The following is a 15,329-nucleotide window of genomic DNA, read 5'->3' as shown; positions in this document are numbered from 1 at the left end:
CGAATGGTGTGGGACTCCAATTCGGCACGATGGCGTGGAGTTCCAGCGTGGGCGCATCGCCGGGGGATACCCTTCCCCTCGGGCCACTCCTATGTGACCTTTCCGGAACGTCCCGGCCTCGCCTACTTTCGAATTGACGGGCGGTCCGGCGGAGCATTGGGAGAGACGACGCGTGCGTGAAACCTGCGATGTCGCGATAATCGGTGGCGGTGTGATCGGCTGTGCGATCGCCCACAGGCTCGGCTCAGAAGGCCGGACGGTCCTCCTCGTCGAGGCCGGGCCGCGGCTGGGCCAGGGGGCCTCCGAGGCCGCCATGGGCGGCATCCTCACCCAGACGGAACCCTCCTGCCTGGGGCCGCTGAGCGCTGTGATCAAGCGCAGCCGCGACCTGTATCCCGACTGGCTGGCCGAGATCGGCGCGATCTCCGGTGTGGCGGTGCCCCTGCTGGCGGGGGGTGATCTGCAGGTCGCGCTCGACGACACCGAGATGGACCGCCTGAAGAACGAGGTCCTGCCGAAGTGGCGGCGGTCGCCGTTCGCCGTGGAACAGCTCACCGGCGCGGAGGTCAGGGAGCTCGAACCGCTGCTGAGCGACGCCGTCGTCGGGGGGTTCCTGCTGCCGGACGAGCTCGCGCTCGACCCGCATGAGCTGATGGGCGCGCTGCGTACGGCGCTCGCCGGAAAGGCCGGGCCGATCCGCGTACGGACCGGGGCGCGGGCGGAACACCTCGCGGAGCTGCCCGGTTCCGCCGAGATCCGCCTCGACGACGGCACCCACGTCTCGGCCGGGACGGTGGTCGTGGCCGCCGGCTGCGGCAGCGGCCGATTCCTGCCCGACCACCGCCGGCACCTCTATCCCATCAAGGGCGAGGCCTTCGACACCCGGCCTCCCGGAAGCACCGGCTACCCGCTGCGCCACCACATCTTCGCCGAGATCAGGGACGGCGATTTCGAGGGCTATCCGTACCTGGTGCCCCGGCGGGACGGCAGGGTCGCCATGGGCGTGACCTATGAGCCCCACGTGGGAGACGTGACGGTCACCACCCGTGCTCGCGAGGAGATCCTGCGCGGGGTGCGCGCCCTGATGCCGCAGGCCGCGACCTGGCCGATCGAGCGGAGCTGGGCCGGGCTGCGGCCGGGCAGCACCGACCACATCCCGATCATCGGCTACACCGGCGAGCACGGGCGCGTCCTCGCCGCCACCGGCCACAGCGGGCTGGGCGTCACACTCGCTCCCGTCACCGCAGAACTGGTCGCGGCCGTCCTCGCCGGCGAAGCCGATGTGGAGACCCGGGAACTGCTGGGCGTCTGCCGTCCCGACCGCGAGTTCGTCCCGGTCATTCCGGCGGAGACGCCAGCTCCCACAACTCCTTGAAGCGTTCGATCCGCTGCCGCACCCTGGGCGGCTCCAGCACCAGCAGCGTGTGCACGAACGTGTGCGTGGCGATCTCACCCACCTGCGGTGTCGAGGGGGTCACCTCGTAGCTGAGCACCTGGTCGAAGACGATGAAATCGAACACGCCCAGGGGGCTCGTGAGATGCGCGGGCGTGAGGATGCGCACCTGGACGCCGATCTCCGAGTGCATCTTGCAGATGCGCCGGAACACCTCCGATGTGCGCCGTTCCGGGCTGTCCACGAAGAAGATCCGGCGGATTCGCACCCCGTCGCGGATCCGGTCGCGCTGCAGGTCCAGATAGCGCTGGCCCGCGTCGGTCGTCCAGAACCCCCCGTCGAACTCGCTCGGTCCCTGGTCCACGACGTTGAGGCTGAGCGCGTCCAGGCTGTGCTGCGTGTTGTGGGCCAGACCGAGCAGCCAGTCGCGGTCCTCGCCCTCGTAGATGACGTTTCCCTCCCCGAGCTCCCGCAGGAGTGTGGAGATCCTCGCGATCTCCCACTGGGCGAAGGCCTGGACCAGGGTGGGCATCTCCTTGTCGACCCTCGTCGCGTTGCGCACGAGTTGCGTGACCACGTCCGTCTGCACCGCGGACTCCTCCACCAACCCGAACAGCTCGGTCGCCTCGTTGATCCGGGACAGGCCCGACGCGACCTCCTGGCGCAGCGTCTCCAGCTGTTTGTCGACCTCGATGAGGTATTGCACGACGAAGACCACGGCGCTGATGAAGACCGTGAGGATGATCCCCCACGCTTTGGGCGACTCTTTGGTGCCGATGAAAGGCCCGTCGTCGTCGGTGAGAAAGTACGTGGGGACCCCGACGGCCGCCGTGATGAGGAATTTGCGCAGGGTGCGCGGAACCAATTCGCGGTTCACCCGAAATCTGATCGGCGCCGCCATCTATCACCCACCTTTTCTGGTGAGAAGGGTCAGCATGTCGATCGAGATCTGGTCGCGGACGCGGTTCACCAGCGACCGCCACTGCCGGGTGAATCCGGGGTGCCGCTCCAGGCTCTCCCACAGCGGGACGAGCGCCTGGTCGACCCGGGCGGCCGGCATCCACAGGTGCAGGAGGTGGTCGACCGCCGGGGTCAGCCTGGTCACGGCGTCCGATCTCGGCGCGCCGCCGGTCAGCGCCCGCTCGACGATCACCAGCAGCGTCGTCAGCAGCCAGTCGTGCAGCGCCAGGTCCTCGCACAGGTCGGCGACGGCCGGCGTGAACTCCCCGGGGTGGACCAGGCGCAGCGTGCGTAACCGATCGTTGTGCAGGGTGAAGCGGATGCCCGGCGCACCGCTCTCCGCCACCCAGCGCAGGCGGGTCCGCGGGATCTTGAAGGGGGCCCGGCGATCGAGGAGCGGCGACGACTGGACCAGGTCGACGAACCTGCCGCTGATCGCGCCGAGATCGAGGAGAGGCGAGCCCGAGGAGCCTCGCTGCGCGGGAATGCCGTTCTGTCCGTCCGCCTCATCGGTGAACCCGTCGGCGAGGTCGTGCGCCTTCGCCTTCCCGAGCACCTCGATGACCCCAGGCCTGGCCAGGTAGTGCGACCAGGGCAGGCGGCGGTCGACGGTGGCGCGCACGATCCGGACGTGGGAGGAGCCCTGGACGACCCGGCCGCCGGTGATCGAGCACCGGGTCAGCACCGTCCCGACGCCTCTCACCCGGGATCGGGACGCGGAGGGGAGGTGGCAGTCGACCCCGGTCAGCCGGTCCGGTGACACCGCGTGGACGATCGGGCGCCGGGAGACGCGCACGGTCTCGCCCGCGAGCAGGCCGAGGAGCCGGCCGCACGCGGAGGCGGTGACCTCCCCCGAGTTCTGCAGCAGCCCGGTGTGGACTTCCCCCATGACCAGCATCGGATCCGGTTCTCTAGGTGAAGACATAGGAGATGCGGTCGACGATCTCCTCGTCGAGCCGGATGCCCTCGCCCTCGCTCCGGCCGGCCACCTGGCGCAGCACCTCGGCGTCGACCGCGACCTGGCTGAGGATCGTGCGCACGGCCAGCTCGACGGGCAGGAACCGGGAGGACAGGACGGACATGGTGGTGTAGGCGGTGAACGGCGGAGCCTGCTCGTTCAGCTGGACGATGGGAGGCAGCGCGTCCCAGTCGGTGGGCCAGGCCGACGGCCTCGGCACAGGCCGCAGCGGCAGCCGGCCCGCGTCGCGCAGCAGCCCGAGCCGCAGGAGCTGCCAGACGGCCGCCAGGAACGGACACGACCAGGTGCGGTGCTGCCCGCTTTCGTCCCACAGCTCCACGTCGACGAAGATCGAGTGACCGCGTTTGGCGTTCTGGGCCGGTGGCGCCCACCGCTGGGCCTTGCCCATCGCCTGTACGGCGGCCCCCGCCTGGGGCGAGCGCATGCCGTTGCAGAGCCAGCCCGTCTCCTTCACCGGCGGGCGCGACCCGTTGGCGCCCGGCGGCGGGTCGTCGACGAGCCGGTCCTCGACCAGCCCGGCGGGCTCGGCGCAGGCCGACTCCCGCGCGAGGTAGTCGATGGACAGGCCGCTGTCCGCCGCGGCGTCGAGGACCATCGGCACGGACTCCGCCGGAGAGCTGAAGCGGCTGAAGTAGTCGTCGACGAGGAAGCACGTGCTGACCCTCGCCTGCCGCCCGGGCATCCGTTCCTCCCAGGTCGACCGTACGGCCCCGGCCCAGGGGGCGACCCGGCGGAACAGCCGGCGCAGCCGGTCGGGACCGGCCTCGAAGTCCTCCATGTAGAGGTGCCCGAGCTCGACGGACACGTGGGAGAGGGGCGCGGCGGCGATCCGCCGCTCCGCCGTCACCTCGCCGAACATCGCGTTCACGGGTGTCACAGTCCCTCCCACGCGCTGTCGTCCATGATCTTCTTGGCCAGGTCCTCGAACGCGGCGGCCGTCTCGGCATTCGCGATCTTGCTGGCCAGCACGTCCTCGTCGGAGATGAGCTGCTCCCGCCACTGGAGGATCGGGTCGAGCGGAACCTTGCCGAGCATGTTCGTACGGCCGACGCCGTGACGGCCCGCGAGCTCGCGCAGCTCGCCGTCGTAGGCGCTCAGCCAGGCCCGCTGCTCGTCGCGCAGGCCGACGAGCTCGGCCGCCTCGGACTCGAGCACCGCGGTGCGGACGAAGCGGATCCGGTCGCGCAGGACCTCCGGGTCGTGCCCGAACCGCGCGCCGGCGTCGAGCAGCCCGTCGGTCCCGTTGACGAGGCCGTCGGCCGCGATGATGTGCTGGCGCGTCCACCGGTGGTAGACCAGCCAGCGGAACGGGACGGCGGGCAGCCGTGCGGTGGCTCGCAGGACCATCTCGGCGGTGAACGAGCGCCCCGCGCTCACGTCCACCATGCACAGATCGAACTCCTCCTCCAGCCGACCGAAGAGCTGGACGCACCTGTGCACCATCTCCTCGTCCACCGAGGACAGCTCGCCCCCGCCCTCGCTGCCGGGGAGCAGCACGAGCCGTCCGGCTCCGGGTGGCTTGACGCGCAGCCCCTCCCGGTCGGACTCCGCCCACACGTCGATCCGCTGCGGCTCGGCGAGCTCGCCCCGCAGGTACTCGTGCAGCCCGCCGGAGCGGGTGCCGCGCGCCACCGAGCTCACACTGAAGATCGCACCGGCCGTCGGAGAGCCGAAGTCGAAGTCCAGGTAGCAGGCGTCGTTGCCCTGGAGGGCATGCCGGTAGGCGACGTTCGTGCTCGTGACGGAGCGTCCGGTCCCGCCCTTGTCGGAGATCGCGAAAACCAGCATCTACATGGCCTCCGCCGCGTTGTCGCGCGCGGTGGCCAGCCGCTCGAGGTCGAGCAGGGCGTCGTAGATCAGCGCCTGGGCCGTCGCGGGCCGCTCCCCGGCGATCGTCCTGGCCCGTTGGAGCGCGGCCTGGATGCCGCGCAGCTTGGGCTGGATCGTCTGCCCGGCCATCAGCGGACGCAGGACCAGCTCCTGATCCAGCAGGTGCTCCGCCTCGCCGAGCATCTCGTACGCCAGCTCGACGAGCCGGGGGTTGCGCAGGGGAGGATCGCTCCTGGCCTGGGTCGCCGCCACGAGGAACTCGACGACCCGCTCGCTGAAGTACCAGGAGGGTTCCTCCGGCTGGGCGTCGACGCCGCCGAACACGTTGCCCGGCTGGTCCCACAGCCCCCGCGCCCGGCCGGCCGAGCACCGTCGCATCGAGACGTGCCGCCAGATCTGGTCGGCGAGCCCGAGGAGCCGCTCTCTGGTATGGGTGTTCTGCACGATCGACGCGGCCCAGATCGTCCGTTTGAGCAGCGTGATCGCGAAGTCGGAGACGACCCACGTCAACCTCGGGCCCAGCTCTTCCGAGCCGATCATGTTGATCGAGACGCCGGGGAAGTGCATGGAGACCGAATGGTCCCCGGGCACCGCCCTGCGGATGATCCTGGCCCGCACGGCCAGCTCCTGCAGCACGTCCGCCACCCGGCCGAAGTCGACGTCGGCCGCGCGGTTGTTGACGAGGCTCTGCACCACCATCGCGGTGACGCCGAGGCTGTAGTATTCCGACTCCTTCTCGTCCGTGGTCTTCCACGGGATGTCCTGCAACGGCCAGGGGCCGCGGCCGTACATGGCGATCGTCCGCCAGTAGAGCTGGGTGAGGTCCCACCGGCGCTGGATGGCCTGCGCGAGCGTCTGCTGGGGGTCGTCGAGCAGGCCGAGCACCCGGGTGCGCTCGGAGAACAGGTCGGCGATGCCGACGAGGGCGTTGACGGTGAAGTAGAGGAACGGCGCGTCGGCCGCCACGCCCTTGGGCTGGGAACCGATGTCGAGCGGGACGGGAACCTCGGGGGAGTCCTTCACGATGCCCCACGTCCACCCGCATTCGAACAGCAGGTTCTCGTTGTCGAGGTCGACCTGGCTGCCGGATCCGATCGTGAGGTCCCGCAGACCCGCACGCACCGGGCGCAGCGCGCGCCGCAGGTCGTCGAGCACCCGGCGGTCGGGGGCCCCGGTCTGGTTGACGGTCCGCATCAGCGCGCGGCCGGCCGGCGAGCCGGGCTCGAAGGCGTTCACCGAGAAGCTGCGCAGCAGGCCCACCATGGCCGCGGTCAGGCGCCTGCTCGCCAGCTCCTCCAGCTCCCGGATCTCGGCGCGCAGCGACTGCCTGCGCACGCTCTGCCTGAAGACCTTGAGGAAGCCGAGGGTGGACAGCGCGAGCGTGACCGACATGGAGAAGGAGTCGACCATGTCGAGCTGGAGCTGTTCCGGGGTGGGCTTGACGTCGGGGTCGGCGGTGCGGAAATAGCTCCCGCCGGAGAACAGCGGCCGCCCGTCGTCCGCGGTGTACTTCCGCAGGTACTGTCCGATCACTTTCAGCAGCAGCTTGGGGATCTCGACCGAGTCGCCGAGCAGGGCCAGCGCGGCGAGCACGTCGTCGGCGGTCTCGTCCGGCGTGTCCAGCCGGAAGCCCGGCAGTTCGGAGGCGGGGTAAAGGAAGCACAGAAGCTGTTCGGCGTCGGAGATGGAGTTCGACCCGTCCCGCCCGCCCCAGGTCCACACGCCGTCGCGGTACGAAGCTCGGGCGGCCGCCTCCCAGACATCCAGAAGCTGCTGGCGCGGCTGAAACTTCATCTGTGAGCCTTTCTGTACGGTCGGACCCTTTTCGAACGGTTCAATGACCTGTTCACTGGCGGGAAGATGTACTAGGGGCTACACGACCCTTATATCATTGGTTCACTGCTCCGTCGCCTGGACCATCGGTGAGATTTCGCCGTTGCCCGGCTCATCGTGCTAGCACAGATGCAGATGAGCAGAGACGACATGAATGCCTAATTTTGAGAGACGGAAATGTCCCAAACGGCGGCGATCGGGGATATACCGGACCATAGTGTGATGGTGCGGGACTTCGTCGGAGAGATGACGACGATGGGCGGGACGGTCCTGGTCACCGGAGCGGGCATGGACATGTCGCTGTTCGCGCCGCTGCGCGGACATGGCCTGCTGGTGCCGTCGAAGCCGATCCAGCCGCTGACGGAGGAGGAGCTGATCCGCGGCCTGCGCGGCGCCGTGGCCTACGTCCACGGGGGCGAGGAACGGGCCACGGCCGAGGCGCTGCGGAGCGCGCGGGAGACGCTCAAGGTCGTCGCGTTCCTGGGCGTGGGCTATGAGAACTTCGTCGACGTGGCGGCGGCCGACGAGCTCGGGATCGTCGTGACCAGCACGCCGCGGGCGGCCACGGAATCAGTGGTCGAGCTCACGATAGGGCAGATCATCAACGCCAACCGGAACATCGGGCGCCATCTCGGCGACCGATATCCGTACTGGCGCCGTCCCGAGGAACTGCCGCACGAGCTGAGCTCCCGCACCGTCGGCATCATCGGACTGGGGGCGAACGGCGCCAGGATCGCGGAGATCCTGCGTGCCTTCCGCGTGGACGTCGCCTACTTCAGCCGCACCAGGAGGCGCGACGTCGAGAAGCGGCTCGGCCTGTCCTTCCTTCCCCTGCTCGAACTGGCCGAGCGCAGCGACATCCTCGTCGTCATGGTCCCCTGCACGGCGGAGACGAGATCCATGGTCGGCGTCGAGGTGCTGAAGCGATTGCGTCCGGGGGCCGTTCTGATCAATACCGCCCGGCCGGCCGTCGTCGACCCGGACGCGCTATATGAGGTCATGAGCGACGAACGCGTCGGCACAGCCGTTTTCGATGGTTTCTACGACCGGAACTCGCGGATCGCGGCCAAATTGCTCGAGACCTTCGGTGAACGGCTCCTCGTCACCGGCCATATCGCCTCCCATACCCGGGAGGCCATGGACCGGATGGTGCTCCAGGCGGTCCGATCCATCGAAAACGTGCTGTCCACCGGAGCCGACGAGCACGCCGTGGGAAAACACGGCGGAAATTCCTGACTTCGAAAGGCGTATGGGATTACAGGGAAGGGCAAGGCTATTACGAAGTCCTCTCCCGACCCCCGGATGGATCATGACGCCCAACGGAGCCCGGATCCTCGTCGAGGCTCTCCGGCTGCACGGCGTGGACATCGTCTTCGGCATCCCGGGCACGCACAACCTCGCGATCTACGGCGAGCTTGGCCCGGCGGGGATCCGATGCGTGACTCCACGTCACGAGCAAGGTGCGGGATACGCGGCCGACGGGTACGCCCGGGTGACCGGCCGGCCGGGGGTGGTGCTCACCACCACGGGCCCCGGCGTGGTCAACGCACTCACCGCGATGGCGCAGGCCTACTCCGACTCGTCGCCGATCCTGATCGTCTCGCCGGGCGTGCCCACCGACCATCCCCGTCAGGGCCGCGGCTACCTGCACGAGAGCAAGGAGCAGTCCGCCGCTGCGGACGCGCTGTGCGAGTGGAGTCACCGGGTGGCCTCGGTCCAGGAGATCCCGGCGGCCGTCGCGCGCGCGTTCGGCCGGTTCGCCGAAGGCCGGCCCCGGCCGATCCACATCGAGATCCCGGTGGACCTGCTGGCGGCCAGGGGTGACGTCAGGATCGCCCCGCCGTACCGGATCACACCGCGCGCTCCGGACCCGGACGCGCTGGACGAGGCGGCGCGGCTGCTGCGCGCCGCGCACCGCCCCGGGTTCGTGCTCGGCGGCGGCGCCCAGCGGCCGGGAGACGACCGATCGCCGGTGGGCGGTGCGGCCATGCGCCTGGCCGAGGCGGTCGGCGCCGGGGTGGTGACGACGGTCAACGGCAAGGGGACCGTGCCGGAGAGCCACGATCTGGCGCTGGGGGCCACCCTGCATCTGAAGGCCGTACGGCACTGGCTCGCCGGATGCGACGTCGTGCTGGCCGTCGGCACCGAGCTGGGCCCGGCGGATCTCTGGGACGACACTCTCGCCCTCGCCGGAAGCCTGATCAGGGTGGACGTCGACCCCGGCCAGATGTACGGCGATCACGTCGCCGACGTCGCGATCGTGGCGGACGCCGAGCTCGCCCTGCGGGGCCTGTGCGAACGGCTCGGGCCGGCCGACCACCGGCCGGGGGCGGCGGCCGTACCACACCCGCCGGACCACCGGTGGGAGCTGAGCGAGCTCACCGGCCGGTGGGGGGACCACCTGGACGCGCTGCGCCGCGCGCTGCCGCCCGAGGGGATCCTCGTCGGCGACAACTCGATGATGGTCTATCACGGCGCGCTGGTCGCCGTGCCCGTGGACCCGCCGGGCCGGTTCCTGTTCCCGACGGGGTTCGGCACGCTGGGGTTCGCGCTGCCCGCCGCGATCGGCGCCAAGCTGGGCAGGCCGGACCGGCCGGTCATGGTGCTGGCCGGCGACGGCGCGTTCCAGTTCAGCGTGCAGGAGCTGGCCACGGCCGTGGAACTGCGGCTCAGCCTGCCGATCGTGGTGTCGGTCAACGGCGGCTTCGGGGAGATCAGGGAGGAGATGGCCAGGCAGGGCATGACCCCGGTGGCCGTCGACCTGCACGGGCCCGACCTTCCGGCGCTCGCCCGGGCCTACGGGGCGCGGGGACGGGCCGTGCTGACCCCGGACGAGCTCGAGGACGCCGTCGTCGAGGCTCTCGGGGCTCCGCTCCCGACGGTGATCGCCCTGCCCGAGGGCGAGTGAGGCCCGACCGGGTCAGGGGGGCGCCGCCGGAAGTCGCAGGACGAACCGGGCGCCGACCGCGCTGTCCTCGATGGTCAGCGTGCCGTTGTGGGTCTGCGCGATCTGACGGGCGATCGACAGGCCGAGGCCGGTACCGCCGGCGTCCTTCTCACGCGCCTGGTCCAGCCGGGTGAAACGCTGGAACACCACCTCCCTGCACTCGGGAGGAACGCCGGACCCGTCGTCCTGCACCTCGAGGATCGCCGCGCCGTCCTCCTGACGTACCGTGACCCACAGCATGGACGCGGCATGGCGCTCGCCGTTGTCGAGCAGGTTGCCCAGCAGGCGGGCCAGGCTCAGCCGGTCCCCGGTCACGATCACTCCGGGCATCAGGTCCCGCACCACCTCCACCTTGCGCGGACGGCGGTCCAGCTCGCGGGCGGCGAGCCCGGCCAGGTCGATGCGTTCCGGTTCCGGCTGCGCCGCTCCGGCGTCCAGCCTCGCGAGACGGAGCAGGTCGGCGACCATGGCCTGCAGCCGGTCGAGGCTGTCCAGCAGGGCATCGCCGGTGGCGCGCCAGTCGGCGTGCTCCGGGTCCAGCATCGCCCCCTCGATCTCGGCGCGCATCGCGGTCAGCGGGCTGCGCAGATCGTGAGAAACGTCGGAGGCGAACCTCCGCTGCTGCTCGACCGCGAGCTCGGCCCGGTCGAGGGTCTGGTTGGCGGCCTCGGCCAGCCGCCGCAGCTCGTCCCGGAACTTCGACACCGGCACCCGCCGGCTCAGGTCGGTCGCCGTGATCGTGGCGAGCTTCTCCGTGACGGCGTCGACGGGCGCGAGCGCCCTGCGCACGGCCAGGTACGTGCCGCACGCGGTGAGGACCGTCAGCGCGGACGTGATGCAGATGAGTGTGGCCAGCAGCCGGTTGCTGACATGCCAGGGCACGTCGTAGTCGGCCGCGTAGACGACGTGCCCGCTCTCCCCGCCCGGGACGCGGAAGGCCGCGACGGTCATGCATCTGCCGGGGAAGGCGGGCGACCCGCACTCGCTGGGGAGCACCTGGGAGCCGGGCCCGGACGGGCGGACGTCCGCCATTCTCGGGCGTCCGGCGATGCCCGCGGTCGTCGACACGATCCGGCCCCGCCGGTCGATCACCTGCACGCCCGCGACCGTCTCGTCCAGCATCACCGGCGGCAGCGGCTCATGTACGGACGCGTAGCCCAGCCGTTCCGCCGTGTCCACGACGGCCCGGGTCGTGTACGCCTGCGCGGTCCCGTGCACGGTGAACAGCACGGCCACCGACGCGGCGACGCACATCAACGCCATCACCACGCCCGCGATGACCGCCAGGCGGGTCCTGACGGACCGACGCTGCCACAATCTCACCCGATCCCCCCGGTGACCAGATGATCACATTAGGTCAATCTGCCGCCAATACAGGGAGATTCGGCATCAAAACTGAATAAACCTCTGAACCAGCCGCGAGACCAGACGGGCCCTGGCCGGCATCTCCGCCACGATGACGTGCTCCCCGGCCGCGTGCGCGCCCCCGCCCACCGCGCCCAGGCCGTCGAGCGTCGGGCAGCCGACCCCTGCGGTGAAGCACCCATCGGAGCCGCCGCCCACCGCCGCCCCGCGCAGCGGGCCGATGCCGAGCTCGTCGGCGATCTGGACGGCCGCCTTGAACAACTCGGCGGAGGAGGCGGGATCGAGGGGCGGACGGCCCGGGCCGCCCCGCAGCTCAAGGCGGGTGCCGGGGGTGCGGGGGGCGAGCTCGCGCATCAGCTCGTCGACGCGTGCCTGGGCGGCGGCGTCGGGCACCCGTACGTCGATCGCGACGCGGCCGAGGGCCGGCACGGTGTTGGAGCTGGTCCCGGCCGACAGCATGGTCGGCGTCACCGACACCATGCCCACCTCGGAAGACGACCGGACCCGGGCCGCGATGCCGGCGATCGCGAGGATCTGGTGGGCCAGTTCGACACCGGCGTTGGCGCCCAGCTCGGGTTCGAGTCCCGCGTGGGCGGCCTTGCCGTACACGATGAGCTCGTAGCGCGAGATGCCCTTGCGCGCGGTCTTGAGCGCGCCGCCGTCGGCGCTGGCCTCGAGCACGAACGTCGCGGCGCAGTTCGCCGCGCTCGCCTCGATGAGCGGCCGGGACGTCGGCGAGCCGAGTTCCTCGTCGCCCACGACGAGCACGGTGAGCCCGTCCGGCGACGGCAGTGCGGCGACCGCGTGGAAGAGCTGTACGAGCCCGGCCTTCATGTCGAACACGCCGGGACCCCGCGCGACCCCGTCGCGAACCGACCACGGATGGTCGCGCAGCGAGCCGACCGGCCAGACCGTGTCGTGGTGGCCGAGCAGCAGCACACGCGGCGTGCCGAACGTCCAGCGCAGGTGCGGCACCCCCTCGATCACGATCGTCTCCGGCTCGGCCTGGAGCAGCCGGCGCCCCTGGGCGGCGACCACGCGCGCGCTGCGGGCGAGCGCCGCGTGGTCGGAGGAGTACGACTCGCAGAGCACCAGTTCCTCGAGGTCGGCCAGCATCGCGTCCAGGTTCACCCTTGGGTCCGTCCTTGTCCGGAGAGGTGGCGTCACAGGGACGGTACCCGGCACGCCGCTCCCGGACGCGCGGCGCGATAGTGTGCGCGGGTGGCAATGATCTCCTGCTCTCTCGCCGAGGTCGTCGCGGAGATGGAGGCGATGTACGACCCCTCCTGGGCCGAGTCCTGGGACGCGGTCGGGCTCGTCTGCGGCGACCCGGACCAGTCCGTACGGAAGGTCCTGTTCGCGGTGGACCCGGTGGCGGCCGTGGTGGACGAGGCGCTCGGCTGGGGAGCCGACCTGCTCGTCACACACCACCCGCTCTATCTGCGCGGCACCACGAGCGTCGCGGCCACCACCTTCAAGGGCCGGGTCGTCCACCGGCTGATCCGCGGCGGCGTCGCCCTCCTCACCGCGCACACGAACGCCGACGTCGCCGACCCCGGCGTCTCCGACGCCCTCGCCCGTGCGGTCGGCCTGACCTCGGAACTGCGCCCCCTGCAGCCGTCCGCCGACGATCCCCGGCGGGGGCTCGGCCGCATCGGCGTGCTCCCGGCGCCCGTGCCGCTGCGCGAGTTCGCCGTACGCGCCGCCTCCGGCCTGCCCCGTACGGCGGGGCCGCCGCGTGTGGCCGGAGACCTTGAGCGGATGGTGGAGACGGTGGCCGTGTGCGGCGGGTCGGGAGACTCCCTGCTGGGGGTGGCCCGCGCCGCCGGCGTCGACGTGTTCCTCACCGCCGATCTACGGCATCACCCCGCCAGCGAGCACATGGAGGCCGCCGCGGGGCCGGCCCTGATCGACGCGGCCCACTGGGCCACGGAATGGCCGTGGCTCGCCGACGCCGCCCGGCGACTGACGTCGGCGTTGGCCGCCAGGGGCATTACTGTTGAGGCGCGTGTCTCCGACACCGTCACGGACGCGTGGACGGCGACGACCACCGACTTGGACCCCCGAGCATTTTGAGGGATGGGGATGAAGGCCGCACCGGAAGCACAGAAGCGTCTGCTCGACCTGGCGGAGCTCGATGCGGGTCTCGACCGGCTCGGGCACCGACGCCGGACCCTGCCAGAGCTCGCCGAGATCGACGAGCTGTCCAAGCAGTTCGCGGCGCTCGCCACCCGGGTCATCGCCGCCGAGACCGACGCCGGTGACCTCGCTCGCGACCAGGCCAAGGCCGAGTCGGACGTGGACACCGTACGGGCCAGGGCCGAGCGCGACCAGAAGCGCCTCGACTCCGGGCAGATCGCCTCGCCCAGGGATCTGGCGAGCCTGCAGTCGGAGATAGCGTCGCTGCGCCGGCGCCAGGACGACCTGGAAGAGGTCGTACTGGAGATCATGGAACGCCGGGAGGCCGCCGAGACCCAGGTGACCACGCTCAAGTCGGAGCGTGACAAGGCGGCCGCCGCGCTGCGCGCTGCCGAGGACCGCCGCGACGCCGCGCTGGCGGAGATCGACAAGGAGGCCGCCGAGCTGCGGGAGAGGCGTCCCCCGATCGCCGGCGACGTTCCCGCCGACGTGCTCGCGCTGTACGAGAAGCTGCGCGAGCAGTCGGGCATCGGGGCCGCGATGCTGCACGGCGGCCGGTGCCTCGGCTGCCGCACCAGCCTGTCGATCGCCGATCTGAACCGCATCAGGGCCGCCGCCCGCGACGAGGTGGTCCGCTGCGAGGAGTGCCGCAGGATCCTGGTCCGCACGGGTGAGTCCGGCCTGTGATGACCGTTACCGGCGAAAGGTTCGTGGTCGAGGCCGACGGAGGCTCGCGGGGAAACCCCGGGCCTGCCGGATTCGGCGCGGTGGTCAAGGACGCGGCCGGGCGGGTGCTCGCCGAGGTAGCCGAGTCGATCGGGACCGCGACCAACAACGTGGCCGAGTATCGCGGGCTGATCGCCGGCCTGCGTGCCCTGCTCGCGCTCGGCGCCGAGGGCGCGTCGGTCGAGGTGCGGATGGACTCCAAGCTGGTCATCGAGCAGATGGCCGGCCGGTGGAAGGTCAAGCACGAGGGCCTGCGGCCGCTCGCCCTGGAGGCTGCCGACCTGGCCCGGCGCTTCCGGGTGACATGGCGGTGGATCCCGCGCGAGCAGAACGGCCACGCCGACCGCCTCGCCAACGAGGCCATGGACGCCGCGGCCCGCGGGGAGACCTGGGAGGCGAAGTCCGTGTCGGCAGAACCGGCGTCCGGCGGCCGCGAAGTCTTCGGTCCCTCGGCAGAACCGCCCGACGCCGACGCCGACGCCGGCCCGGCCTCGGCGGCCCGGCCCCGGAGCGCACCCGGTTGGCGGGCTGCCCCGGCTCGGCCGCCCACCTCGCTGCTGCTGCTCAGGCATGGTGAGACACCGCTGTCGATCGAGAAGCGGTTCTCCGGGCTCGGCGATCCCCTGCTCACCGCGAACGGCACGGCCCAGGCGGAGGCCGCCGCCGCGCGTCTGTCGCGCGAGCCGTACGAGATCGGCGCGATCGTGAGTTCGCCGCTGAAGCGGGCCAGGCAGACGGCCGAGGCGGTCGCCGTACGGACCGGTCTGCCGGTGGAGGTGGACGAGGACCTGCGCGAGATCGACTTCGGCGCGTGGGAGGGGTACACGTTCGCCGAGGTCCAGCAGCGGTGGCCGGAGCAGCTCGCGGCATGGCTGGCGGACCCGGAGGTGCCCCCGCCGGGCGGGGAGAGCTTCGCCGACGCGGCCCGCCGCGTCGATCGGGCCAGGGAGCGGATCGTCAAGGCGAACGAGGGCCGATGCGTCCTCACGGTCTCCCACGTGACGCCGATCAAGCTGCTCCTCCGCTTCGCGTTGAGCGCCCCGCCGGAGTCGATGTACCGGATGCACCTCGATCTGGCCTGCCTGTCGGCGATCGACTACTACGCCGACGGTCCGGCCGTCGTACGGGCCCTGAACGACACCGCCCATCTCCCCTAG

Annotated in this window: 13 protein-coding genes; 6 read left to right on the top strand and 7 right to left on the bottom strand. The window is 71.1% G+C overall.

The genetic code is table 11. The features are described 5' to 3' along the window. Positions 1 to 172: 172 nt before the first annotated feature. Positions 173 to 1,375 (top strand): FAD-dependent oxidoreductase, encoded by a 1,203-nt coding sequence (locus AP234_RS20490; RefSeq protein ID WP_160330477.1) that lies wholly within the window; start codon positions 173 to 175, stop codon positions 1,373 to 1,375. On the opposite strand, the gene AP234_RS20485 is transcribed toward AP234_RS20490, so the two are convergent. From AP234_RS20485 to AP234_RS20465, 5 genes are read right to left on the bottom strand one after another with little or no spacing between them, the layout of a single operon-like run. Next, positions 1,338 to 2,294 (bottom strand): hypothetical protein, encoded by a 957-nt coding sequence (locus tag AP234_RS20485; RefSeq protein ID WP_055481312.1) that lies wholly within the window; start codon positions 2,292 to 2,294, stop codon positions 1,338 to 1,340. The two genes, AP234_RS20490 and AP234_RS20485, sit on opposite strands and share 38 nt — an antisense overlap. A 3-nt stretch (positions 2,295 to 2,297) precedes the next feature. Then, on the bottom strand, positions 2,298 to 3,242 hold the full coding sequence (locus AP234_RS20480; RefSeq protein WP_200926621.1) for an SCO2521 family protein: 945 nt from the start codon (positions 3,240 to 3,242) through the stop codon (positions 2,298 to 2,300). 22 nt (positions 3,243 to 3,264) lie between these two features. Beyond that, a complete protein-coding gene (locus AP234_RS20475; protein WP_200926620.1) occupies positions 3,265 to 4,209 on the bottom strand; it encodes an SCO2522 family protein in 945 nt (314 codons plus the stop codon). Further along, a complete protein-coding gene (locus AP234_RS20470; RefSeq protein WP_055481310.1) occupies positions 4,206 to 5,120 on the bottom strand; it encodes an SCO2523 family variant P-loop protein in 915 nt (304 codons plus the stop codon). Before AP234_RS20470 ends, AP234_RS20475 begins: the two co-directional genes overlap by 4 nt. After that, entirely contained in the window at positions 5,121 to 6,956 is a 1,836-nt protein-coding gene (locus AP234_RS20465) for an SCO2524 family protein (RefSeq protein WP_055481309.1), read from the bottom strand. It abuts the gene before it with no gap. 261 nt (positions 6,957 to 7,217) lie between these two features. Between AP234_RS20465 and AP234_RS20460 the strand changes: the two genes are divergently transcribed. Then, positions 7,218 to 8,231: a 2-hydroxyacid dehydrogenase gene (locus tag AP234_RS20460; RefSeq protein ID WP_055481308.1), complete on the top strand. Its 1,014-nt coding sequence runs from the start codon at positions 7,218 to 7,220 to the stop codon at positions 8,229 to 8,231. A gap of 73 nt (positions 8,232 to 8,304) precedes the next feature. Continuing rightward, positions 8,305 to 9,903 (top strand): 5-guanidino-2-oxopentanoate decarboxylase, encoded by a 1,599-nt coding sequence (locus AP234_RS20455; protein WP_055481307.1) that lies wholly within the window; start codon positions 8,305 to 8,307, stop codon positions 9,901 to 9,903. A 12-nt stretch (positions 9,904 to 9,915) separates the two neighbouring features. Here the strand turns inward: AP234_RS20455 and AP234_RS20450 are convergent, their stop codons facing one another. Together AP234_RS20450 and AP234_RS20445 are read right to left on the bottom strand one after the other, a co-directional pair. After that, positions 9,916 to 11,265, bottom strand: a complete 1,350-nt coding sequence (locus AP234_RS20450; protein WP_235558276.1) for a sensor histidine kinase — start codon at positions 11,263 to 11,265, stop codon at positions 9,916 to 9,918. 66 nt (positions 11,266 to 11,331) lie between these two features. After that, positions 11,332 to 12,438, bottom strand: coding sequence for a M20/M25/M40 family metallo-hydrolase (locus AP234_RS20445; RefSeq protein ID WP_200926619.1), 1,107 nt, complete (start codon positions 12,436 to 12,438; stop codon positions 11,332 to 11,334). A gap of 96 nt (positions 12,439 to 12,534) precedes the next feature. Here AP234_RS20445 and AP234_RS20440 point away from each other — a divergent pair, with 96 nt between their 5' ends. The 3 genes from AP234_RS20440 to AP234_RS20430 are packed head-to-tail and all read left to right on the top strand — an operon-like array spanning position 12,535 to position 15,329. Beyond that, positions 12,535 to 13,383 (top strand): Nif3-like dinuclear metal center hexameric protein, encoded by an 849-nt coding sequence (locus AP234_RS20440; RefSeq protein WP_055481306.1) that lies wholly within the window; start codon positions 12,535 to 12,537, stop codon positions 13,381 to 13,383. Between the two features lie 9 nt (positions 13,384 to 13,392). Next, a complete protein-coding gene (locus AP234_RS20435; protein WP_055481305.1) occupies positions 13,393 to 14,133 on the top strand; it encodes a DUF7581 domain-containing protein in 741 nt (246 codons plus the stop codon). After that, positions 14,133 to 15,329 (top strand): bifunctional RNase H/acid phosphatase, encoded by a 1,197-nt coding sequence (locus tag AP234_RS20430; RefSeq protein WP_055481304.1) that lies wholly within the window; start codon positions 14,133 to 14,135, stop codon positions 15,327 to 15,329. The genes AP234_RS20435 and AP234_RS20430 overlap by 1 nt, the downstream gene beginning before the upstream one ends.

Origin of the sequence: Sphaerimonospora mesophila (assembly GCF_001417795.1) — a bacterium.
In the GTDB taxonomy this organism is placed as follows: domain Bacteria; phylum Actinomycetota; class Actinomycetes; order Streptosporangiales; family Streptosporangiaceae; genus Sphaerimonospora; species Sphaerimonospora mesophila.
Note: the sequence above shows the minus strand (reverse complement) of the source record. Positions and strands in the feature narration are given on the sequence as shown.

What these genes read in the sequence shown, in the direction of transcription:
- AP234_RS20485 (WP_055481312.1), bottom strand. Translation starts at nt 2,294, where the DNA reads ATGGCGGCGCCGATCAGATTTCGGGTGAACCGCGAATTGGTTCCGCGC.
- AP234_RS20480 (WP_200926621.1), bottom strand. Translation starts at nt 3,242, where the DNA reads ATGGGGGAAGTCCACACCGGGCTGCTGCAGAACTCGGGGGAGGTCACC.
- AP234_RS20470 (WP_055481310.1), bottom strand. Translation starts at nt 5,120, where the DNA reads ATGCTGGTTTTCGCGATCTCCGACAAGGGCGGGACCGGACGCTCCGTC.
- AP234_RS20465 (WP_055481309.1), bottom strand. Translation starts at nt 6,956, where the DNA reads ATGAAGTTTCAGCCGCGCCAGCAGCTTCTGGATGTCTGGGAGGCGGCC.
- AP234_RS20460 (WP_055481308.1), top strand. Translation starts at nt 7,218, where the DNA reads ATGGTGCGGGACTTCGTCGGAGAGATGACGACGATGGGCGGGACGGTC.
- AP234_RS20455 (WP_055481307.1), top strand. Translation starts at nt 8,305, where the DNA reads ATGACGCCCAACGGAGCCCGGATCCTCGTCGAGGCTCTCCGGCTGCAC.
- AP234_RS20440 (WP_055481306.1), top strand. Translation starts at nt 12,535, where the DNA reads ATGATCTCCTGCTCTCTCGCCGAGGTCGTCGCGGAGATGGAGGCGATG.
- AP234_RS20435 (WP_055481305.1), top strand. Translation starts at nt 13,393, where the DNA reads ATGAAGGCCGCACCGGAAGCACAGAAGCGTCTGCTCGACCTGGCGGAG.
- AP234_RS20430 (WP_055481304.1), top strand. Translation starts at nt 14,133, where the DNA reads ATGACCGTTACCGGCGAAAGGTTCGTGGTCGAGGCCGACGGAGGCTCG.